Raw genomic sequence first — 21,963 nt, 5'->3', positions numbered from 1 at the left:
AGGTCGTCTCAGGGCAACGGGCTCAGAGCAGGTCGGTGAGCTCCGTCCGCGCGGCCTCGCGCACGGCCGTGAGGGCGTCGATGGCGGTGCGCGCCCCGCGAGCCGCGGCCGCGAGGTCCTGACACTCGGCCACGGAGTGGAGCGACAGGGCCAGGCGCACGACCGGCACCTTGCTCGGCGCCATCGACAGCGACGAGACCCCGAGGCCGACGAGGACGAGGGCGAGCAGGGGGTCACCGGCTGACTCGCCGCAGACCCCGATGGGGCGGCCGGCTCGGGCGGCCCCCTCGCACGCGAGCCCGACGACGTCGAGGACGCCCGGCTGCCACGGGTCGAGCAGGTCGGACAGCGCGCCCTGCATGCGGTCGGCGGCCATCGTGTACTGAGCGAGGTCGTTGGTGCCGAGCGAGCCGAAGTCGACCTCGCCGAGCACGTCGTGGGCCCGCAGCGCTGCGCCGGGCACCTCGATCATGACGCCGGCCTTGGGCAGCCCGTTCTCGCGGACGCGGCGCGCGAACCACGCCGCCTCCTCCGCCGTCGCGACCATCGGGGCCATGACGCGCACGTCGGCCCCGGTCTCGCGGGCGGCGATGGCGAGCGCCTCGAGCTGGGCGTCGAGCAGGTCGGGCCGCTCGGCCGAGAGCCGCAGGCCGCGACGCCCGAGCGCGGGGTTCTCCTCCGGCCCGAGGTCGGCGAACTTGAGCGGCTTGTCGGCGCCGGCGTCGAGGGTGCGCACGACGACGCGCCGGCCCTCGAAGGGCGCGAAGACCCCGCGGTAGATCTCGGTCTGCTCCTCGACCGTCGGGGCCTTCGTCGCCGAGAGGTAGACGAACTCGGTGCGGAAGAGCCCGACGCCCTCGAGGTCCTGCGCGCCGGCAGCGACGGCGTCCTCCACGCCACCGATGTTGGCGAGCAGCGCGATCTCGGCGCCGTCGGAGGTCCGCCCGGCCCCGGAGAGGTGCGAGAGCGCCTCGGCGCGACGCGCCGCCCGCTCCCGCTGGGCGGTGACGAGCTCCATGTCGGGGTCGATCGTCACTTCACCGGTGTCGCCGTCGAGCGCGACGGGCGTGCCCGGGGCGATCTCGGTGGCCCCGGCGAGCTGGACGACGGCGGGGATGCCCATCTGCGCGGCGAGGATCGCCGTGTGGCTCGTCCGGCCGCCGGCCTCGGTGATGATCCCGACGACGAGCCGCCGGTCGAGCGTCGCCGTCTCGGCGGGCGCGAGGTCCTCGGCGACGATGACGCTGGGCTCGGTGAAGGAGGGTACGCCGGGGGCCGGGACCCCGAGCACCGCGGCGACCGCGCGTGACCCGACGTCACGCAGGTCGGCGACCCGCTCGGCGAAGTAGCCGCCGAGTGCCTCGAACTGGGCGGCATACGTCTCGACGGCGTTCTCGATGGAGTGCGCCCGACCGTGCCCGGCGGCGAGCTCCTTGGCCGCGGCCTTGACGAGGCCCTTGTCGCGGGCGATGAGGGCGGTCGCCTTGAGGATCTGCTGGGCCGTGTCGTCGACCCGGGTCGCCCGCTCCTCGAGCGAGACGGCGACCGACTCGAAGGCCGCGCGCACGTCGGCGAGCGCCGCCTCCTGGTCGTCGACCGCCGTCTCGTCGGCCGGCGGCCGGACCGGAGGTGCGACCTGCACCACCGGTCCGTACGCCGTGCCCGGACTGACACCGATGCCGTGCCTGGTCTCCGAAGGAGTCTCCGAACGGGTCTCCGACTCGGCCATGCTCGTTACTCCGCGTCGAGGTCGCGCGAGAGGAGCTCGACGAGCGAGTCGAGCGTCTCGTCGGCGCCGTCGCCCTCGGCCGTCAGGACGACCTCCTCGCCGTGCCTGGCCCCGAGGGCCATGACGCCGAGGATGCTCGTCGCGTCGACGGGGTCCTCGCCGGGCTTGGCGATCTCGACGTCGAGCCCGGAGGCGCTCGCGGCCTCGACGAAGAGGGCGGCCGGGCGGGCGTGGAGGCCCACCGAGGAGGCGATGGTGACGGTGCGGGTAGCCATGGACGTGCTCCTTCTATGGATTCAGGTGGTCGTGCTGTCGATGTGGATCAGACGGCGATCGAGCTCACGCCCTGGTCAGACCGTAGCGCTCGCGTCGACCTCTGCAAGGTGCGTGTCGCGGGACTTCAGTGCGACGACGATCGCGGTCATGACGAGGACGCCGATGACCAGGGCGAGCAGGAAGAGGAGGAAGTTGCCGATGAGCGGCAGCACCCAGATGCCTCCGTGCGGGGCCCGGAGCGTCGCGCCGAACATCATCACGAGGCCACCGGTGACGGCGGAGCCGATCACGGAGGAGGTGATGATGCGCACCGGGTCGGCCGCCGCGAACGGGATGGCTCCCTCGGAGATGAACGAGGCGCCGAGCAGCCAGGCGGCCTTGCCGTTCTCACGCTCCGGCTCGGAGAAGAGGTGCGGGCGGACCGTCGTGGCGAGGGCCATGGCGAGCGGCGCGACCATGCCGGCCGCCATGACGGCGGCCATGATCTTCAGCTGGGGAGCGTCGGACACCGTGCCGGCCGTGGCGAGGCCCGCGGTGGCGAAGAAGTAGGCCGCCTTGTTGACCGGGCCACCGAGGTCGAAGCCCATCATGGCGCCGAGCACGATGCCGAGCAGCAGCGCGCTCGAGCCGCTCATGTTGTTGAGGCCGCTCGTCAACGCGTCGCTCAGGGCCTTGATCGGACGGCCGAGGACGGTGATGAAGAGCCCGGCGGTGATGAGGGTCGACAGGAGCGGGATGACGACGACCGGCATGACGCCCCGGACCCCCTTGGCCACCTTCCAGTGGGCGATCCAGCGGGCGACGAAGCCGGCGAGGAAGCCGGTGGCGAGGCCGCCGAGGAAGCCGGCGCCCATCGTGGCGGCGATGGAGCCGCCGACGATGCCGGGCACGAGGCCGGGACGGTCGGCGATCGCGAAGGCGATGAAGCCGGAGAGGATCGGCACGAGGAAGCCGAACGAGGCGCCGCCGATGACGAAGAGCAGGCCGGCCCACGACTCGAGGCTGAAGGCGCTGAAGCTCTGCGTGATGTTGTACTTCCCCTCGGCCGTCAGGCCGTACTTGACGATCTCGATCGGCCCCTGCTCACCGAGGGCGACCTGGGCGAGCATGAACGACAGGGCGATGAGGATGCCGCCGGCTGCGACGAACGGGATCATGTAGGAGACACCGGTCATGAGCCACTGGCGGATCTTCGTACCGGTGCTCGCGCCGCTCTCGACCTTCGAGGTCAGACCGCCCGAGGGACCGCCGGCAGCGGCGGCCGCGACGGCGGCTGCGCGCTTGCTCGGGTCGGCGTCCCACTCGGTGACGAGCTGCTCGGCCTGGGAGACGAGCGCCGGGCCGTCGGAGATGCCCTTCTTGACGCCGACGTCGACGAGGGGCTTGCCGGCGAAGCGGCCGGCGTCCTTGACGGGCAGGTCGTGGGCGAAGATGACGGCGTCGGCCGCCGCGATCTCGGTCGCGCTGAGCGGCGTCGAGCCGGCGGAGCCCTGGGTCTCGACCTTGATCGTGTGACCCGCGGCCTTCGCGGCGTTCTCGAGGCCCTCGGCCGCCATGTAGGTGTGGGCGATGCCGGTCGGGCACGAGGTGACCCCGACGAGGTTGAGCACGCGCTTGGCGGCCGGTGCTGCTGCAGCGCCCGTGGTGTCCGTGCCTGCGGCACCAGCACCGGCACCGGCGGTTCCCGCGGCCCCGGCGGCCGCGGCGGCCATGACCGGCTGGTCGAGCTCGACCTCGGCGCTGACGATGCGGACGACCTCGGCCTCGGTCGTCGCGGCGGCGAGCGCCGCCTTGAAGTCCTTCTTCATGAGGGCGCGGGCGAGCTTGGGCAGCATCTGCATGTGCGCGTCGCCGCCGCCCTCGGGGGCCGCGATGAGGAAGACGAGCGTCGCGGGACCGTCCTTGGCGCCCCAGTCGATGCCGTCCGTGCGGCCGAACACGAGCGACGGCTCGGTGATGGCGGCGCTGCGGGCGTGCGGGATGCCGATGCCGCCGGGCAGCCCGGTCGCCATGGTCTCCTCGCGCTTGCGCACGTCGCCCAGGAAGGCGTCGAGGTCGGTGCACCGGCCGGAGGCGACGAGGCGCTCGCCGAGCGTCCGGGTCGCCTCGTGGCGATCGGCACCGGTGAGGTCGAGGACGACCTGGTCTTCGGTGATCAGGGACATGGTGTTTCCTTTCGGACGATCAGGACGATCGGTGCTTGTCGTTCCGGGTGTTCGGCGTCTCGTGGCGCGTCAGGAGAGGACGCGGTCGAAGTCGGGCTCGCGGGTCAGCTCGGCGCGTATGCCGTCGAGGTCGTCAGGTGAGGGCACGCGGCTTCCGGGGAGGGTGACCGCCGCGGCGCCCCACGTCACCCCCGTCATGAGGGCGTCCGCCGGGGTGAGCCCGGTGGACAGGCCGTGGAGCAGGCCGGCGAGCATGCAGTCGCCGGCGCCCACGGTGGACAGGGGGGCCGTGATCGTCGCGCGTGCGTGGGCGCACTCGTCGGCGGTCACGAGCAGGGCGCCGTCGCCGCCGAGGCTGACGGCCACGACGTCGATGCCACCGGCGACGAGCTCACGGGCGGCGTCGCGGACGTGGCCCAGGGTGGGCAGGTCGTGGCCGACGAGCTCGGCGAGCTCCTCGTGGTTGGGCTTGATGAGGTGCGGCTTCGCGGCGACGGCGGCGGCGAACGGCGCGCCGGACGAGTCGATGGCGACCCGCAGCCCGCGCTCGCGCACCCGGCCGACGAGGCCGGCATACAGGTCGGTGGGCGCTCCGGGAGGGAGGCTGCCGCAGCCGACGACCCACTGGGCGCCGTCGGCGTGCTCGAGCGTCGTCGCGAGGAGGGACTCGACCTCGTCGGCCGAGAGGTCGGGGCCGGGCTCGTTGAGCTTGGTCGTCGTGCCGTCGGGCTCGAGGACGCTGATGTTCATCCGGACCGACCCGCACACCGGCACGGAGACGTGGCCGACCCCGGCCGCGTCGAGCAGCTCCTCGAGGAGGTGCCCCTCGGGTCCTCCGCTCGGCAGGACGGCGACGGTCGAGCCGCCCTGGGCCGCGAGGGCGCGAGAGACGTTGACGCCCTTGCCCCCCGGGTCGATGCGGCTGCTCGTGGCGCGGTGCACCTCGCCCCGGCGGAGCGCGTCGATGAGGACGGCCCGGTCGATGCTCGGGTTGGGCGTGAGCGTGACGATCATGCGGTCACCACTTCCGGTCCGGCCGCGCGGATCTCGGCGGCGACGTCGTCGTCGAGGTCGGTGTCGGTGATGACGACGTCGACGTCGGCGAGCTGGGCGAATCGGTGGAGGTGGTCGTCGCCGGCCTTGCTCGAGTCGGTGAGGACCACGCACTTGCGGGCGGCGCCGACCATGGCGCGCTTGACGAGCGACTCGGACTGGTCGGGCGTCGTCAGGCCGCGGGCGACGGACAGCCCGTTGGTGCCGATGACGGCGACGTCGACGACGACGTCGGCGAGAGCGCCGGTGGCCCAGTCGCCGACGGCGGCGCCGGTCGTGCCGCGGACGCGTCCACCGAGGAGGTAGAGCTTGATGCCGGGGTGGGTCGACAGGACGGTCGCCGCGGCGAGGCTGTTGGTGAGGACGGTGAGGTCGAGGTCGGGCGGGAGCATCTCGGCGACGGCCAGGGTCGTCGACCCACCGTCGAGGATGATGCTGCCGCCGCTGGGCAGCTCGTCGAGGGCGCGGGCCGCGATGCGGCGCTTGACGTCGGCGAGGCGGCCGGAGCGGGTGGCGAGGGTCGGCTCGACCTCGAGGCGCTCGACGGGGATCGCACCGCCGTGGACCCGGCGCAGGGAGCCACGACGCTCGAGGGCGGTGAGGTCGCGGCGCACGGTCTCGGCGGCGACACCCAGGGAGTCGGCGAGGGCGGTGACCTCGACCCGGCCGGCACGACGTGCCTCAGCGATGATCCGCTGCTGCCGCTCCGCTGCGTACATCGGACTCCCTCGTCCTGTGTGGTTCCCATCGTGCCCTCTGGGGCCCGTGACACAAGGAAACCACCGGCTCGGCGTGAAGTAAATAGATTCGGGCACCCGTTTCTGTTGGTTTCTTCGAGAGGAGCGGGCTAAACGGGCATACCGGGCGGGCCGCGCCCGTGCCCGAGCCACGACCGAGCCACCTCGTGAGCAGACGCTCCCCCGAGACGCGGCGGACGGCATACGCTGCCGCTCGACGGCCAGTCACCGAGCAGATCGAGGACGATCCATGCAGAGCAGCACGTTCACGCTGACCACGCCCGACGGCACCGACGTCTTCGTCAACCGGTGGCTCCCCGACGGCGACGCGAGGGCGGTCGTCCAGATCGCGCACGGCCTCGCCGAGCACTCGACCCGCTACGCCCGGTTCGCGCAGCGCCTCACCGACCACGGGTATGCCGTCTACGGCTCCGACCACCGCGGGCACGGCAAGACGTCGAGCCCACGCGGCTCCTTCGCCGAGCGGGACGGCTGGCAGACGGTCATCGAGGACCTGCACGCCGTCACCGACAAGGCCCGCGAGGAGCAGCCGGGGCTGCCCGTCGTCCTCGTCGGCCACAGCATGGGCTCGTTCATCTCGAGGGGGTATGCCGCCCAGTACGGTCCCGAGCTCGCCGGCCTCGTGCTCACGGGCACCGCCGGCGGAGCCGGCGCCATCGGCAAGGTCGGCGTCTTCCTCGCCTCGACCCAGGCCCGGCTCCGCGGGCACGAGCACGCGAGCGGCCTGATGAACACGCTGAGCTTCGGGCAGTACAACTCGGCGTTCAAGCCGACCCGCACCGACTTCGACTGGCTCTCGAGGGACCCGGCCGAGGTCGACAAGTACATCAACGACCCCGACTGCGGATTCGTCTTCAGCGCAGGCGGATTCGCCGACCTGCTGCGCGGGCTCGAGTCGGTCAACACCGACCGCGTGGCCTCGCGCATCCCCAAGGACCTGCCGGTCCACCTCGCCTCGGGCGACCAGGACCCGGTCGGCGCCAACGGCAAGGGCGTGCAGCAGGTCGCCGACCAGCTGCGACGGCTCGGCGTGCAGGACGTCACGGTGAAGCTGTGGCCGCAGGCCCGCCACGAGATCCTCAACGAGACGAACCGCGACGAGGTCGAGGTCGAGATCGTCGACTGGATCGACGCGCACCTCGCCGCTCAGGGCTGACCCACATCGCGAGCGCACGGCAGCGCCCACTCGACCACGAACGTCGAGCGGGCGCTGCCGTTCTGGTGGTCAGCCGCCGCGCGGCAGGTCCGAGCGCGGGCCGACCGGCCCGGTCGCGGGCGAGAGGCGGCGTGTGCCCGCGAGCGTCTGGAGGCTGCGCGTGTAGGTGGGCACGATCGTCGGGACGACGCGCGGGTCGGGCTGGGCGCTCGTCGGCACCGGGGTGTGGTGGTAGTCGGCCTGCACGCGCTCGGGCGTCACGTCGATGACGACGTAGCCGTGGCTGACCCCGTCGATGTAGCGCAGCCACGGGTTGAGCTGCTGCGCCGCGCCGATGGCCTGCCGGGTCACGGCCACGACGACCTCGGGCGGCTGTCCGGCGAGCTGCGGCGTGCGCCCGAGCACCTCGAAGAAGCCGTCGCTCGTCACCGACGGGCAGACGAACTCGACCCCCGCGGAGGCGTAGGCCGTCTGGCCGGGTGACGACCTGACGGGAAGGTCGCACGAGAACGACGCGTGGATGTCGCCGGTCAGCACGACCGCGTCACCGGCGGCCGGCGGCTGCGCGGCGAGGTGGTCGAGCAGGCTCGTGCGATCGGCGGTGTAGCCGTCCCACTGGTCGGCGTTGACGAAGGTCATCCCGGCGGCGCCGAGCGCGGCACCCGGGTAGAGGACCGGCGCGACCATGACCTGGTTGCCGAGCAGGTGCCACTGGCGACCCTGCTCGGCGAGGCCCTCCTTGAGCCAGGCCAGCTGCTCCGGCTCGGGCAGGTGCCGGGCCGTCGAGGCGATGGCCCCGTCGATCGCCGGGCTGACCCCGATCGGTACGAACCCGTCGAACGGCACGTCGGGCACGGTCACCTGGGCGCTGCGGTTCTGCCTCGTCTCGAGGATCGAGAGGTCGCCGAGGGCGCCGAACGTGAACCGCTTGAAGAAGCGCGTGCCCCGGTGCGGCACGGACTGGTCGGGCATCCGGAACGGCATCCACTCGAGGTAGGCCTGCATGGCCTGGGCCCGGCGCGCGAGGTAGTCGCCCTCGCCCGCCTGGTGGTTCTGGGCGCCACCGGCCCACGCGTTGTTGGCGACCTCGTGGTCGTCGAAGATCGTGATCCACGGCAGCTTCTGGTGCGCGGCCTGCGCGTCGGGGTCGGCCTTGTGCAGCGCGTGGCGCAGCCGGTAGCCGGTCAGGTCGATGGTCTCGGTCGCGGGCTGGCCGTCGCGGACGCCGACGAGCGCGGCGGGGCCGTAGCGGTCGGCGCCGTTGCCGTACTCGTAGATGTAGTCGCCGACGTGGAGCACGAAGTCGAGGTCGTCGCGGGCGGCGATGGCGCGGTAGGCCGTGAAGAAGCCGCCCGTGTAGTTGCTGCAGCTGACGAGGGCCATCCGCAGCGCGTGGGTCTCGCCCGCGATGTCGCCTGCGGTCTGGGTGCGCCCGACGTCGCTGAACTCACCGAGCGACTGGAAGCGGTAGAAGTAGCGCGTGTAGGGGTCGAGCCCGGTGACGTCGACCTTGACCGTGTGGTCGCGGTCGGGCGTGGTCATGACGGTGCCGTGGGCGGCGATCCGCGTGAAGCGCTGGTCGCGGGCGACCTGCCAGCGCACCGGGATCGACCGACCCAGGCCGCTGCCCGGAGTGGCGACGGGCTCTCCGGGTCGAGCCGGTGGCGTGGCGCGGGTCCAGATGATGACGGAGTCGGCGGTGGGGTCGCCGCTGGCGACCCCGTAGCCGAAGATGCCCCGACTCGCCGGCGCCGCAGCGGCGGCCGGGTCGAAGACGCGAGGGACGGCGAGGGCTGCGGTGGCCGCGGCCACACCCTTGAGGAGGGTGCGCCGGTCGAGGGACGGCGTTGTCATGCTCCGGAGGCTATGCCCGCCCGGTGACCGACAGGGGCGTACGCGTCGACCGGCATCGGGCGACCGCGTGACCGACCGTGGTCGGCGACGGCATACGGCCTCGGGGGCGCCGGCGCGTGGGGTGACGTGGCGGGTCCGGCGACGTAGCGTCGGCACATGAGCACCTACCTGCGGGTCCGGTCATGACCCGCCCGGTCCGCGTCATCGTCGGCGTCCTCGTGCTGCTCGTCGGAGCGCTGTGGACGCTGCAGGGTCTCGGCTACGTCGGCGGCAGCGCGATGTCGGGCAACACGCTGTGGGCCGTCATCGGGCCGATCGTCGCCGTCGCGGGTCTCGGGCTCGCGCTGTCGCGACCTCGCCGCCGCCCCTGACCGAGGCGGCAGGAGCCCTGCGGCGAGGTCAGCCGGTCAGCCGACGCGGGTCGGGCCGGTCGGGCGGACGGCGTCGTCGGCCACCGGCGGCGGGAGCGTCGGGGGTGGCGGCGGTCCCGGCAGTCCCGGGGGCACCTCGGCACCACCCTCGTCGAGCTGGAACGGCGGGTAGACGTCCGTCATGAGCGCGGCGTAGGCGATGACGCGGTAGACCCACCGGTTGAGGCCGGCGACGAGGTCGAAGAGCGCTCGCGGGTAGTGGCCGGCGAAGAGGAGCGACAGCCCCGCGACGAGGACGAGCAGTCCGAGCAGGCCTCCGCTCAGGATGTTGAGGCGACCGTTCCCGTCGGTGTCCCTCGCCCAGGTCCATGCCCACGAGCCGCCACCGACGAGCAGGCCGACGATGAGGTAGTGCGGGATCGCGAGCAGCCACCACTTGACGAGGACGAGCCCCCGGGAGAGCCGCCCCGGGTAGGCGATGTCGAGCCGCGCCGGATAGTCGGGCTCGTCGTCCAGGCTGAACGGCGGGTAGCGGTCGGTGCCGAGGCCGCCGCTGCTCGCGTAGTAGGACACGCGCCAGGTCCACCGGAGCACCCCGAGGTTGAAGTCGAAGAGCCCGCGGGGGTAGCGACCGGTGAAGAGGATCGCGAAGAACGCGAAGACACTGACGACCGAGAACGCGATCCACAGGAAGCCGAGCACGATGACGTGCGGGATCGCGAGGAACCACTTGACGAGCCACAGCCACCGCGAGAGCGGCTCGTCGAGGCGCGCATCGAGCGCGACCGGACTCACGGCTCGGGGGTGCGTCGACAGCGACGTCGGTGCGGCGACGGGGGACGCCTCGACGGTCGAGGCGGGCCGGACGCCGTCCGGCGGCGCGATGCCGCCGGGCTGGGGCGGCCTGGTGCCGTTCGCGCCGCGGACGATCAGGGCCACGGCGACCCCAGTCAGCACGAGACCGATTCCGAGCATGACGAGAGCGAGGGGCAGGAGGAAGCCGGCCCGCACCCCGACGGTGGCGGCGACGGCGACTCCCGCGCTCCCGTCGGCGTTCATGATGACGGCGGCCCACTGGCCCCCGGTGACGCGCCAGGACAGCTGCTGCTGGCCGGCACCCGTGGCCGAGGTGGTCCAGAAGGTCTGCGTCGTCGGGGCGGCCACGGTCGAGGCGCCCGGAGTCGCCCGCAGCACCGCGGCGCTCGCGCTCCCGTCGCGGGCCCGCGCGATGCCGACGACCTGCTCGTGGGCGACGCCCTGGAGGTATGCCGTGAGGTCGCCCGCCGGTGCCACGCCGAGGAACACGTCCGTCCCGGACGCGAGCGGACGTGCCGTGAGCCGGAGGTCGAGGTCGAGCCGGTCGAGCACCCAGGCGGGCACGTCGGGACCCGTCTCGACGACGATGTCCTCGGCGGTGATGGCCGGCGACTGGCTCGTGAGAGCAGGGAGCGTCAGGGAGAGGTAGCCGGCGTCGTCCCGACCCACGGCATACGTGATGGCGAGGCCGGCGCCGCCGAGGAGCAGACCGAGCCCGGGCAGGATGAGCAGGCAGCCGATGACGAGGGCCGCGATGTGGCGCCCAGCGGGATGGAACCCACCCGTCGGGCCCGGAGGGGCGATGGGGCCAACGGGGTTGGGACTGGTGGTGGTCACGACGATCACATCCTCGGGAAGCGGCCCGTGACGAGCCGCACGATGGCCTCGACGATCCCGACGACGCTGCCGACGACGCCGATCGCGAGCAGCACGCGCGCGACGACCTCCCAGCCGGTGCCGATGACGTCGAGCGGGAAGACCTGCCACATCTGCACCAGGGCGATGAGGCCGAAGCCGATGGAGATGATGTCGCCGAAGGCCCGCGGACGGGGCTGGTCGACGACGACGTTGACGAGGTCGGCGATGGCTCTCGCGATGATCGAGGCGTTGATCGCGCCGATGACGAGGACCGTGCGCGGGGTGAGGAACGGCACGACCTGCCAGCCGGGCCAGACGTTGATGAGCAGGAGCATGACGAGGCTGGTGAGGAGCGACCCGGCGTAGCCCGCACGCCGGCCTCGCTGGGGTACGGGCGCACGGGGGTCGAGCTCGTGGCCGGTCCGGTGGTCTCGCGAGTCGGAGGGCAGGTGTCCGGTCGGCGTGGTCATGACGCGCTCCCGGCGAACGTGGAACCCGCATGGGTGCCGAGGACGTCCTGGACGTCGAGGGGTAGCGCGGTCCGGAGCGCGGCCGCGAGGCCACCGGGCACGATCTCGCGCAGCTCGTAGCGAGCCCGCACGAGGGGTGCGGGCACCGTCAGCACCCGGGTGAGGTCGATGGGCGTGCCGCTGACGACGGCTTCGCACTCACCCGCGACGACGGCCGACCGGATCGTCGCCTCGAGGTCGCGCACCTGGCCGCCGCCGTAGCCCATGGCCGGCAGGACGCCTCGCGCGTTCGGGTACTTCGCGTAGGTCGCGGCGATGGACCCCACGGCATACGGGGTCGGGTCGACGATCAGGGCGGCACCGGCCGCGCGCGCGCCGACGACGCCGGCGCCGTAGGTCATCGAGCCGTGCGTCAGGGTCGGTCCGTCCTCGACGACGATGACTCGGCGGCCGTGGACGGCGGCGGGATCGTCGACGGTGACCGGGCTGTCGGCGCGCAGCACCGTGGCACGGGGGTTGAGGGCGCGCACCGATGCCTCGACGGCCTCGACGTCGGCGGTGCGGGCCGAGTCGCACTTGGCGATGACGACGACGTCAGCCATCCGGACGTTGGCCTCGCCCGGGTGGTAGGCCGCCTCGTCGCCGGGTCGCAGCGGGTCGGCGAGGACGACGTGGAGGTCGGGGACGTAGAAGGGGAGGTCGTTGTTGCCGCCGTCCCAGAGGATCACGTCGGCCTCCTGCTCGGCCTCGCGGAGGATCCGCTCGTAGTCGACGCCGGCGTAGACGACGACGCCCGCGTCGAGGTGCGGCTCGTACTCCTCGCGCTCCTCGATCGTGCAGTCGTGGCGGTCGAGGTCGGCGTAGGTCGCGAAGCGCTGGCACGCCTGGGCGGCGAGGTCGCCGTAGGGCATCGGGTGCCGGACCGCGACGACGCGCTGGCCGAGATCGAGGAGCAGCCGGGCGAGGTAGCGCGTCGTCTGGCTCTTGCCGACGCCCGTGCGCACGGCGGTCACGGCCACCACGGGCTTCGTGCTGCGCAGCATCGTGCGCCGGGCGCTGTGGAGACGGAAGTCGGCTCCGGCAGCGATGCAGCGTGATGCGAGGTGCATGACCTGTTCGTGCCGCACGTCGGAGTAGGCGAAGACGACGACGTCGACGTGCTCCCGCTCGACGAGGTCGGACAGCTCGGACTCCGCGACGATCGGAATGCCTTGCGGATAGAGCGATCCCGCGAGCTCGGGCGGATAACGGCGGCCGTCGATGTCGGGGATCTGCGTCGCGGTGAAGGCGACGACCTCGGAGGCAGGGTCGTCGCGGAAGACGACGTTGAAGTCGTGGAAGTCCCGGCCGGCCGCGCCGAGGATGACGACGCGAGTCCGGGCTGCACGGTGAGTGTCGGTGCTGGGGCTGGTGGTGCTCATGGCCATCTCCACGGCTGGGTCACCGACGTGACCGACACACCTCACCACGGGTAGTCCTGGCTGCGGGACCCGCCTCTTCGAGTGTGCCACCGGGGCGTCGGGGCGGCGATGGTCCGAGAGCGGGATCACCCCGGTTTCGAGTCACATTCGGCGGCCGCCGGAGCGGGCCGGTGCCACGATCGAGGGGTGAGCGACACGGCGGCACGAACCGGGACCACGCACGAGCACATCTCCTTGGCGCAGAGCTGGATCGCCAACAACTACAGCCCGTTGCCCGTCGTCATCGCGTCCGCCGAGGGCGCCTGGGTGACCGACGTCGACGGTCGCCGCTACCTCGACGCGCTGGCCGGCTACTCGGCCCTCAACTTCGGTCACCTCCACCCGACGCTCGTCGCCGCGGCCCGGTCGCAGCTCGACCGGCTGACGCTGACGAGCCGCGCCTTCCACAGCGACCGGCTCGGACCCTTCTGCCGGGACCTCGCGACCCTCGCCGGCAAGGAGCTCGTGCTGCCGATGAACACCGGCGCCGAGGCCGTCGAGACGGCGATCAAGACGGCGCGACGGTGGGGCTACGAGGTCAAGGGCGTGCCGGACGGACGGGCCCGCATCGTCGTCATGGCCGGCAACTTCCACGGCCGCACGACGACGATCGTCAGCTTCTCCGACGACCCGCTCGCGCACGACCACTACGGCCCCTACACACCCGGCTTCGACATGGTGCCCTTCGGCGACCTCGAGGCGCTCGAGGCCGCGATCACCGACGAGACCGTCGCCGTGCTCCTCGAGCCGATCCAGGGCGAGGGCGGCGTCATCCTCCCGCCCGACGGGTGGCTGCGCGACGTGCGCCGGCTGACCCGGGACCGGAACGTGCTCATGGTCGCCGACGAGATCCAGTCGGGGCTCGGCCGCACCGGCACGACCTTCGCCTGCGACGTCGAGGGCGTCGTGCCCGACATCTACGTCCTCGGCAAGGCACTCGGCGGCGGCATCGTCCCGGTGTCGGCGGTCGTCGCGGACCGTGACGTGCTCGGCGTCTTCACGCCCGGCAGCCACGGGTCGACCTTCGGCGGCAACCCGCTCGGGGCGGCGGTCGGGCAGGCGGTCGTCGGGCTGCTCTCGACCGGCGAGTTCCAGCAGCGGGCGCGGCACCTCGGCGCGCTGCTCGACGACGGGCTGCGCGACCTGATCGGGCACGGCGTCGACGCGGTGCGCTGTCGCGGCCTCTGGGCCGGTGTCGACCTCGACCCGGGCCTCATGACCGGGCGCGAGGCGTCGCACCGACTTCTCGAGCACGGCGTCCTCGTCAAGGACACGCACGGCTCGACGGTGCGCATCGCTCCCCCGCTCGTCGTCGGCGAGATGGAGCTCGAGATCCTCCTCGACGCCTTCCGGGCGATCCTGCGCTGAGGGTCGGTCCTGCATCCGTCTTGCGACCCGCGTTCCAGCACCGAGAGCTCCACCGTCCCTGAGGAGGGGTCATGGCACAGAAGAAGTGGTCGGACCTGACGAGCGGCCAGCAGCGGGCGATCCTCGTCGCGGGCTGCGTGCAGCTGTCGCTGGCGGCGACGGCATGGGCCGACCTGGCCCGACGGCCGGCGAGCGAGATCGTGGGGAGCAAGGGGAAGTGGGCCGCGATCATCGCGATCAACTTCGTCGGACCGCTCGCCTACTTCGCGAGGGGACGGCGGGTGGTCGCCCCGGAGGCGTCAGCCGCCTGAGTCGCGATGTCACGCGTACGGAGTGCGCGGCCTACGCCATGGCCGCGCGCTCGGCGCGGTCGCGGATGCCGCGGAGCATCTTCTGGCTCATGAGGGAGCTCGCGGCCGAGACCGGCTCGACGAGGAGCGGCGACCAGCGGTGGGTGTAGGCGAAGCGCTCGCGGGTGATGAGCCGTGTCGCGCGGTGCGGGTGGCGGCGCAGGACGAACGACCACGTGAAGTCGTACGGCGCGGCCTCCGGGTCGCCGGGCACGGCCGGCGCGGCGTGCAGCACGAGTGAGCGCGCGGGTGCGACCGAGGCGACGGCCAGAGCGACCTGAGGGTGAAGGCGCACGAGGTCACCGACGGTGAGCTGCTGCCATTCGGGGGCGATGGCGTCGGCGCTGTGCAGTCGGCAGCCGGCGAGGTTCTCGAGCCGGTCGTAGCTGTAGAAGCCGCCCCGATCGGCACCGAGCTGCACGACCCACGGCCAGACGTCCTCGGGCGGCGCCTCGATGGTGATGGCGCGCGTCGCGACGAGGCCGGCGACCGGGAGGATCTCGTCGCCCGGGAGGTGCTCGCGCGTCTCCTCGGTCGTCGCGCCCCAGTGCAGCGCAGACCAGCGCAAGGTCACCACGGACAGGACCGCGGCGCCGGCGACCAACGGTGCGACGAGGCGCCTCATGATCTTCACGGTAGTCCGGAAACCGTTGGCGGTCGGCGAGATCCGCGTCACCGTCGGGTCGGGCGCCGGGGCGGTGTCGAGGCGGCGTCGACACGAAGCACCCCGGAAAGTGTTGGAGCCCGGCTCGCGTTCGCGAGTCCGGGCTACCAGTGACGGTTCACGTACCACAACGGGCCAACCGTCGAAGTCTTGGTCTTCCTGGGAACGAGTGTCCCGCTCCAGGGCGACCGCGACAGAGTGACACGCCGGTGTCGGCGCAGTTCGTGGAAATGGCGCAAGATGGCACAAACGGACCAGAAGTGACTAGTCCCCTATGCCTTCTCAGCTGATCGGCGACCCCGTTGCGAGACCGGTGAGAGCGCCGTCGGGGACGACGCGGACGCAGCCCCACTCGAGGCCGAGGCGGTCCATGACGGCCTGGCTCGTGACGTGACGCAGGCGGCCGCCGTCGACGAGCCACACCGGGTCGGCGGACCGCTCGCGCAGCAGGGTTCGGTCGAGCGGCATCTGGCGCAGGCCACTGAGGGACCCATGCGGGATCTCGCGGACCTTGCCCCAGTCGAGGCCGAGACCCTCGAAGACCTCGGGCGACGGGATCCAGAAGGCCTTGGCGCCGTAGACGACGTGGATCGGGTCGGTGCCGCGCTCGCGGACGAGCGTGCCGTTGCCGGGGTGGGTCGCAACGTGGGCCATCGACCCGGGCTTGGCCGACACGACGGCGTCCCAGCGCAGCCCGCACGCGTCGAACTCCGCGGGTGACGGCACCCAGAACTGGCCCCCACCGCGGATCACCATGATGCGCGGGTCGGTCGAGTCGTGGATGACGCGGCCGTCGGCGAGGTAGCCCGGCACCTTGCGGGTGTAGCTCTCGACGAAGAGCCCTCGCCACGTCTTGCCGTTGCTGCCGGTGATGGCGCGCTCGGCCGGGTCGTCGACGGTGGTGAGCTTGAGCCGGACCTCCTGGCCCGGGTTGTTGTTGTCGTAGACGAGGACGTAGGTGTAGCGGCTGTCCTGCTCCCAGCCGTACGCGACGACCTGGTGGTCGTTGCCGAGCTCGGTGACCGAGCGGGCCTGGGTGAGGCCGAGCAGGACCGGCTGGCCGGAGTTGAGCCTCGCCTTGAGCTTGGGTAGCTCGTCCTCGCGGGTCATCCGGGCGACGCCCTTGCCGCGCAGCCAGGTCGGGTGGTCGAGGCTCGTCGCATACTGGACGAACGTCAGGCCGTTGTCGACGAACGTGTCCATGAGCCGGGAGTAGACGTAGTCGCCGACGAGCGAGCCGTCCTGCGGCAGAGTGCCGTTCGTCGACATGGCGAGGCCGGCGTACCAGTAGTCCATGGCGGCGGCCGCCATGCCGCCGCAGCGGCCGCGGGTCGTGATGTCGACCCCGACGGCCGGGATCCGCAGGACGTGGTTGGTGAAGCCGTTGCTGAAGGCGAAGCCGTTCTCGGCGGGCGTGAAGCTGATGCGCATGGTCGTGTGTCTCTCCCCGAAGGTTGTTGGTCGGGGAGAAGAGACACGGGCGCCCCCGTCGATACTGGGCACCGGTACTCATACCGGTCTCGTCAGGGCACTCCGGACAGGTCCCACGTCGTGCCGTCGGTCGTGTCGATGAGAGCGGCCCGGTCGCACCGGAGCGTCAGGGGCAGCCGGTCGGACACCGCGTCGACGACGACCTGCAGGCGCGCCCCGGGCACCCCGGTCGTGGCCGACACGTGCGGCATCCAGTGTCCGGGCTCGTAGTGCCGGTGGATCGTGGCGCCGGTCCGACGCAGCGCCTCGACTGCCCGGGCCTGCCGCGTGGCGAGAGCGACCGAGGCCGAGCCTGCGAGCGCCACGCGTCCGCGCGGGAAGACGACCGTGCCCTGCACCGAGACCTCGACGGGGCCGCCGTCGCCCAGCCCGGCCACGGCGGCGCCGGCCGCCTCCTGGTCCCAGGCCAGCAGGACGGCATACGACAGGTGGGGCACGTGGTGGCCGTGGGTGTGGGAGAGCAGCGTCGGGACGCCGTCCTCCTCGAGCCGCTCCCAGAGTGCGCGGACGGCGCGGTCGGACCTGCGGTCGAGCAGCAGGCAGAGCGCGAGCGCCATGGCCCATTGTGCGCACGCCGCCCGGCGACGGGGCGCCGTCGGCACGTATCACCGGCCCGGCTCGACCGTCAGATCAGAAGGGGCACCGTCGAGGCGCCCGGTACGAGGAGGGCGAGCCCGATGCCCGAGCAGATGGACCACCACATGACCTCGCAACCACCGGACCGGACCCGGTGGCGCCGGACCGCGATGCTCACGCTCGCCACGGTGACGGTGGTTCCGTGGTCGATCACCGCGTGTTCGACGGCACAGCCGGGTGCGACGCCGACCCTGACGACCGTGACGGTCACGCGCACCCCTGGGCCGCTCCCCACGTCGCTCCCCACGTCGGCTCCCGTCCCGACGCCCACCCCGACCTCCAGCCCGGCGCCCGTCCCGGACGCGTCGTCCGTCCCGGGCGAGCTCGAGGGCACGTGGCGCAGTCTCGACCAGGGCTCGGCCGAGGTGCTCTACACCTTCCGGCCCGACGGCCGGTTCGAGCGGGCGGAGGTCATGATGCAGTCGCGGTCGAGCGGCACCTTCGAGTTCGACATCGGCACCAAGGGCAAGGTCGACGTGACCGACTCGACGCTGACGCTGACCCCGCAGGGCGGCGTGCAGACCCTCCACGACCCCGACTCGCCGTCCGGCAGCTATGACGGGCGCCCGCTCGACGACCTGTCGAAGGAGACGTACAGGTGGTCGAGAGAGGGAGAGAACCTCGTCCTCGTCGGCAGGTTCGGAGCGGTGACCTACGAGCCGATGACGCAGGAGGCACCCCGGTGAGCGTCCCCGACTCACCGGCCGAACGCGCCGCCGGCCGTCTGGACGGGTGGGCGGCGCGGATCCGCTCGAACCCGGCGCAGGTGGCCGTCTCGGTCCTCGTCGCGGCGCTGCTCGCCGGTGGCACGTGGCTGGCTGCCCAGGCGGGCGGCGACTGGCTGCAGTCGACCCGCCTCGAGACCCGCTCGATGGCGCTCACCGTCGAGGAGGTGCGTCACCTCTACCAGGACCAGGCTCCGGTCGCGCTCGACCTCGCGCTGCTCGAGGTGCGCGCCGACGCCTTCCAGGACGCGTCCGACGCGGTCACGTCGCGGGGCTTCGCCACGCCCGCCAGCCGGCTCGCGGCCGCGGAGGCGGCGACGCTGCGCAAGACCGCGGGCGAGCTCCGGGCCGGGCTGCAGCAGGCGGGCAGCTCCCTGCTGTCCGCGGACTACGAGCGAGGCGACCACGGGTATGCCGTGAGCTCGCGCCTCGCGGACGCGCTCACTTTGACGGGGGCCGACCCCCAAGGCGTCCAGGACGCCGTCGCCGACGGTGACGCCCGAGCGGCGTGGGCGTTGCGGCTCGCTGCCATGTCGGTCGTCGCCGCGGCCGCGTTCGTCGTCGTACGCACGGCGGGCCACCGTCACCGGGCGCAGGCGGCGACGGGCCCGCACGCCCAGGGCACGCCTGAGGGTGCCGACGACGTCGGGCTGGTGCCCCAGCCGTGGCAGGAGCGGACCCGGGCCCAGCGCCTGGCCGCCGGCGTCGCTCTCGTCGCGTGGCTGCTGCTGCCGGTCCTCACCGCGGCCCAGCTCGTGCTCTCGAGCGGGTCCGCGCGCGACGACGCCGAGTCGTCACGACGGGCGACGACGATCACAGGCTCGCTGCTCGCGAGCCAGCTCTACAGCTCGTTCGCGCTCCGGAGCCAGCAAGAGCAGGTGCAGCTCGGGATGCTCTCTCTCGCACGGCAGTTCGTTGCCGTCGGAGACGACGTGCCGGGCCAGCCCGAGCTCGCGAAAGCCGACGCCGCCGCGGCGTCGACGTGGGCGCAGGTCGCGGGCGCGATGACGGCGCCGCCCACCGAGTCCGACGGGGTCCCGGCCGAGGTCGTCGCGATGGTGACGTCCGAGCCGGCGGACTACGACCGGCTCCTCGCCGCCCAGCACGAGGCGGTCGACTCCTCGCAGCGACGCGGCGACGCGGCGAACCTGATGACGCTCGGCCTCCTCCTCGCCGCGTTCACGGCGACGGCCGCAGCGTTGGCGCGACGCCCCGGACGGGCCGGCACGACTGCGACGACGACCGCGGCGCTCATGGCGGCGACGGCCCTCGCCATCGGCGTCGTCGCGGTGGTCCGCTCGCTCGCCTGAGGACGTCGCCGGGCACGTCCTCGACACGGGCTGGGAGCCGGCGACACGGCATACGCTGACGGCGTGAGCCCCATGCCGAGCGACCTCGACGTCGTCAACGCCAACCGCTACGTGTCGCTGACGACGTTCCGCCGGACGGGCGCTCCGGTGAGCTCGCCCGTGTGGGTCGCCCGCGACGCCGGTGAGCTCGTCGTCATCACCGTCGACCCGAGCGGCAAGCTCAAGCGGCTCGCGCACACCGCCCGGGTCGAGCTGCGCCCCTGCGACATCCGCGGGCGCGTGCCCGAGGGGGCGCCGACGTATGCCGGCACGGCCGTCGTCGACCGCAGCCCGGAGGGCGTCGCCGCGGTCAAACGCGCCATGGGCCGCAAATACGTCATGGCGCGGCTCGGTGACGCCCTGGCCGCGGTCACCGACCGGGTGCGGCCGCGTGGCCCGCGCGCCGGCATCCGCATCACCTTGGGCTGACGCGGACAAAGGTTGGACACGCCGTTTCCGCGCGCCGCTGACCTGCAGTTATGTTGTCGAGCATGAGTCCCACCGCAGGAGCCCGGCTGGTCCAGCGCCAGCTCGGCGTCATGCTGCGCAGCAAGGTCGCGGGCGATGATGCGCCCGACCGCGCGCAGCGGATCTGGGGGGCCCAGGGCGAGCGGTGGTTCACGCCCGCGGACCCGGTGTGGCGGGTGCACGCGGAGGCCTCGATGTTCCCGGCGGGTGTGACGTCCCTGCTGCTCCAGATGCTCCACCCGATGGCGATGGCCGGGGTGGCCGGCCACAGCGGCTACAAGAGCGACCCGTGGGGGCGCCTCCAGCGCACGAGCCACTACCTCGCGACGACGACCTTCGGCACGATCGAGCACGCCGAGGAGGCCATCGCGATGGTCCGCTCGATCCACGAGCGGGTGCGCGGCAAGGACCACCTCGGGCGGCCCTACCGCGCTGACGACCCGCACCTGCTCATGTGGGTGCACGCCGCCGAGATCGACTCGTTCCTCCGCGGCTACCAGACCTTCGGCGACACGCCCCTGACCGATGCCGAGGCCGACGTCTACGTCGCGCAGGCCGGCATCCCGGCCGGACGTCTCGGCGTCATCGACCCGCCCGCCTCGGTCGCCGAGCTGCGGGCCGTCCTCGCGTCCTACCGTCCCGAGCTCGAGACGTCGCCGGCCGCCCGCGAGGCCGCACGCTTCCTCCTGCTCGACCCGCCACTGCCCTTCTACGCTCGTCCGGGCTACGGGACCCTCGCCTCCGGAGGCGTGTCCCTGCTGCCCGGATGGGCGCGCGAGATGCTCGGCATCCCCCTGCCCGGCGTCGTCTCGACGCTCGTGGCGCGGCCGCTCGGGCACCTCGGCACGGCGGCGGTGCGCTGGGGCATGGCCGGGCTCGCCGAGCGTCGCCCGTCCGACACCCCTCCCGACACCCCGTCGGGCTCCCCCAGACCCCCCGACGAGCCGGATGAACTCGTCGGGGCCCAGGCCGCCAGTTGAGCGGCCACCTTTTGACCGGGCCGGGTTGCACTCAAGAAGCGGGTGCACCCGGCCCGGCGCCTACCTCCTGACGGCGAGCCGCCGTCGTCGCCCCGATGGCGTATGCCGTGGGCCGCCTCATCGGGTGGCCTGACGTCGCGCGGCCTGCCGCGCGAGCGGGCCCCGATCAGTAGGCTGCGGATGTGCCCAGACTCGTGCTCACCGTCATCGGCGACGACCGCGCCGGCCTCGTCAGTGCCCTCGCGGACGTCGTCACCGCGCACGACGGCAACTGGGAGGACAGCCAGCTCGCCGAGCTGGCCGGCAAGTTCGCCGGCATCGTCGTCGTGGGTGTGCCCGGTGACCGAGTGGATGCACTGACGGCCGCGCTGGGCGAGCTCGACGGGCTGCTCGAGGTGGCCGCCCATCCGGGCGCCGACGCCTCGGGCGTTGCTGACGACGCCGACGCGCAACGGCTCACGATCGACCTGCTCGGCAACGACAGCCCGGGCATCGTCCGCGAGGTGTCGTCGGTGCTGAGCCGGCACGAGCTGTCGATCGAGACGATGACGACCGGGACGCGGGAGGCGCCGATGGCGGGCGGGCTGCTCTTCGAGGCGCACGTTGTCGTGCGGGTGCCGGGCGGTTCGGACTCGGCGGCCCTGCGGGCCGACCTCGAGCGCCTCGCAACGGAGCTGCTCGTCGACATCGCCGTCGCCTGACGGGGGCTTGCCTGAGGCCCTGGCCGCGGCGACTGTGCATTGGGTCATCAGGTGACTCAGTGCGGCGTGGCGGCTGCCCGGGGATGACGATGGGGCCCGCCTCGCGATGCGAGCTCGGGCCCCGTGACGGTTCACGTACCACAACGGGCCAACCGCCGAAGTCTGCGTCGTCGGTGGACGACTCCCTCCAGTGGAGACCCGCGCACGCGCCCGAATGTCCGAATTCGTGAGACCTTGCGGGACTCTTGTCGGGCTCTTGCGGAAG

General features: G+C 72.7%; 21 protein-coding genes. 9 read left to right on the top strand and 12 right to left on the bottom strand.

Annotated features, from left to right (window positions below):
- Positions 1-22: 22 nt before the first annotated feature.
- From ptsP to AC1DW8_RS08695, 5 genes are all read right to left on the bottom strand, one after another.
- A complete protein-coding gene (gene ptsP, locus AC1DW8_RS08715) occupies positions 23-1,729 on the bottom strand; it encodes a phosphoenolpyruvate--protein phosphotransferase (RefSeq protein ID WP_056823025.1) in 1,707 nt (568 codons plus the stop codon).
- A gap of 5 nt (positions 1,730-1,734) precedes the next feature.
- Positions 1,735-2,004: an HPr family phosphocarrier protein gene (locus tag AC1DW8_RS08710; RefSeq protein ID WP_020141825.1), complete on the bottom strand. Its 270-nt coding sequence runs from the start codon at positions 2,002-2,004 to the stop codon at positions 1,735-1,737.
- A 75-nt stretch (positions 2,005-2,079) separates the two neighbouring features.
- Positions 2,080-4,170: a PTS fructose transporter subunit IIABC gene (locus AC1DW8_RS08705; RefSeq protein WP_478093319.1), complete on the bottom strand. Its 2,091-nt coding sequence runs from the start codon at positions 4,168-4,170 to the stop codon at positions 2,080-2,082.
- A 69-nt stretch (positions 4,171-4,239) separates the two neighbouring features.
- On the bottom strand, positions 4,240-5,184 hold the full coding sequence (gene pfkB / locus AC1DW8_RS08700; RefSeq protein WP_478093317.1) for a 1-phosphofructokinase: 945 nt from the start codon (positions 5,182-5,184) through the stop codon (positions 4,240-4,242).
- On the bottom strand, positions 5,181-5,942 hold the full coding sequence (locus tag AC1DW8_RS08695; protein WP_056779207.1) for a DeoR/GlpR family DNA-binding transcription regulator: 762 nt from the start codon (positions 5,940-5,942) through the stop codon (positions 5,181-5,183). The genes pfkB and AC1DW8_RS08695 overlap by 4 nt, the downstream gene beginning before the upstream one ends.
- Before the next feature lie 268 nt (positions 5,943-6,210).
- On the opposite strand from AC1DW8_RS08695, the gene AC1DW8_RS08690 reads away from it, so the two are divergent.
- On the top strand, positions 6,211-7,137 hold the full coding sequence (locus AC1DW8_RS08690; protein WP_478093315.1) for a lysophospholipase: 927 nt from the start codon (positions 6,211-6,213) through the stop codon (positions 7,135-7,137).
- A 69-nt stretch (positions 7,138-7,206) separates the two neighbouring features.
- On the opposite strand, the gene AC1DW8_RS08685 is transcribed toward AC1DW8_RS08690, so the two are convergent.
- Positions 7,207-8,991, bottom strand: coding sequence for an alkaline phosphatase D family protein (locus AC1DW8_RS08685; protein WP_478093313.1), 1,785 nt, complete (start codon positions 8,989-8,991; stop codon positions 7,207-7,209).
- 182 nt (positions 8,992-9,173) lie between these two features.
- On the opposite strand from AC1DW8_RS08685, the gene AC1DW8_RS08680 reads away from it, so the two are divergent.
- Entirely contained in the window at positions 9,174-9,362 is a 189-nt protein-coding gene (locus AC1DW8_RS08680; protein WP_020141819.1) for a hypothetical protein, read from the top strand.
- Positions 9,363-9,398: 36 nt separating this feature from the next.
- Here the strand turns inward: AC1DW8_RS08680 and AC1DW8_RS08675 are convergent, their stop codons facing one another.
- From AC1DW8_RS08675 to AC1DW8_RS08665, 3 genes are read right to left on the bottom strand one after another with little or no spacing between them, the layout of a single operon-like run.
- Positions 9,399-11,015, bottom strand: coding sequence for a DUF4389 domain-containing protein (locus AC1DW8_RS08675; protein WP_478093311.1), 1,617 nt, complete (start codon positions 11,013-11,015; stop codon positions 9,399-9,401).
- Between the two features lie 5 nt (positions 11,016-11,020).
- Positions 11,021-11,506, bottom strand: coding sequence for a hypothetical protein (locus AC1DW8_RS08670; RefSeq protein WP_478093309.1), 486 nt, complete (start codon positions 11,504-11,506; stop codon positions 11,021-11,023).
- Positions 11,503-12,927, bottom strand: a complete 1,425-nt coding sequence (locus tag AC1DW8_RS08665; protein WP_478093307.1) for a cyclic 2,3-diphosphoglycerate synthase — start codon at positions 12,925-12,927, stop codon at positions 11,503-11,505. The genes AC1DW8_RS08670 and AC1DW8_RS08665 overlap by 4 nt, the downstream gene beginning before the upstream one ends.
- Positions 12,928-13,113: 186 nt before the next feature.
- Between AC1DW8_RS08665 and rocD the strand changes: the two genes are divergently transcribed.
- Positions 13,114-14,334: an ornithine--oxo-acid transaminase gene (gene rocD / locus AC1DW8_RS08660; protein WP_478093305.1), complete on the top strand. Its 1,221-nt coding sequence runs from the start codon at positions 13,114-13,116 to the stop codon at positions 14,332-14,334.
- A 71-nt stretch (positions 14,335-14,405) separates the two neighbouring features.
- A complete protein-coding gene (locus AC1DW8_RS08655) occupies positions 14,406-14,645 on the top strand; it encodes a PLDc N-terminal domain-containing protein (RefSeq protein WP_478093303.1) in 240 nt (79 codons plus the stop codon).
- A 31-nt stretch (positions 14,646-14,676) separates the two neighbouring features.
- Here the strand turns inward: AC1DW8_RS08655 and AC1DW8_RS08650 are convergent, their stop codons facing one another.
- The 3 genes from AC1DW8_RS08650 to AC1DW8_RS08640 form a co-directional block, all read right to left on the bottom strand.
- Positions 14,677-15,309 carry an SRPBCC family protein gene (locus AC1DW8_RS08650; RefSeq protein ID WP_478093301.1) on the bottom strand — a complete coding sequence of 211 codons (633 nt, stop codon included), beginning with the start codon at positions 15,307-15,309 and terminating at the stop codon, positions 14,677-14,679.
- Positions 15,310-15,630: 321 nt separating this feature from the next.
- A complete protein-coding gene (locus tag AC1DW8_RS08645; RefSeq protein ID WP_478093299.1) occupies positions 15,631-16,779 on the bottom strand; it encodes a hypothetical protein in 1,149 nt (382 codons plus the stop codon).
- A 92-nt stretch (positions 16,780-16,871) separates the two neighbouring features.
- The gene (locus AC1DW8_RS08640; protein ID WP_478093297.1) at positions 16,872-17,396 is read right to left on the bottom strand and encodes a 2'-5' RNA ligase family protein; all 525 of its coding nucleotides are present in this window, start codon (positions 17,394-17,396) and stop codon (positions 16,872-16,874) included.
- A gap of 120 nt (positions 17,397-17,516) precedes the next feature.
- Between AC1DW8_RS08640 and AC1DW8_RS08635 the strand changes: the two genes are divergently transcribed.
- From AC1DW8_RS08635 to AC1DW8_RS08615, 5 genes are all read left to right on the top strand, one after another.
- The gene (locus tag AC1DW8_RS08635; protein WP_478093295.1) at positions 17,517-18,161 is read left to right on the top strand and encodes a hypothetical protein; all 645 of its coding nucleotides are present in this window, start codon (positions 17,517-17,519) and stop codon (positions 18,159-18,161) included.
- A complete protein-coding gene (locus AC1DW8_RS08630; protein ID WP_478093293.1) occupies positions 18,158-19,510 on the top strand; it encodes a hypothetical protein in 1,353 nt (450 codons plus the stop codon). Before AC1DW8_RS08635 ends, AC1DW8_RS08630 begins: the two co-directional genes overlap by 4 nt.
- A 72-nt stretch (positions 19,511-19,582) precedes the next feature.
- Positions 19,583-19,978 (top strand): PPOX class F420-dependent oxidoreductase, encoded by a 396-nt coding sequence (locus AC1DW8_RS08625; RefSeq protein WP_478093428.1) that lies wholly within the window; start codon positions 19,583-19,585, stop codon positions 19,976-19,978.
- 62 nt (positions 19,979-20,040) lie between these two features.
- Entirely contained in the window at positions 20,041-20,997 is a 957-nt protein-coding gene (locus tag AC1DW8_RS08620) for an oxygenase MpaB family protein (protein WP_478093291.1), read from the top strand.
- Positions 20,998-21,179: 182 nt separating this feature from the next.
- Positions 21,180-21,698, top strand: coding sequence for a glycine cleavage system transcriptional repressor (locus tag AC1DW8_RS08615; RefSeq protein WP_056823052.1), 519 nt, complete (start codon positions 21,180-21,182; stop codon positions 21,696-21,698).
- Positions 21,699-21,963: the final 265 nt, after the last annotated feature.

It is taken from the genome of Terrabacter sp. P2_E3 (assembly GCF_056403915.1).
This window is presented reverse-complemented; position numbering and strand designations above follow the sequence as displayed.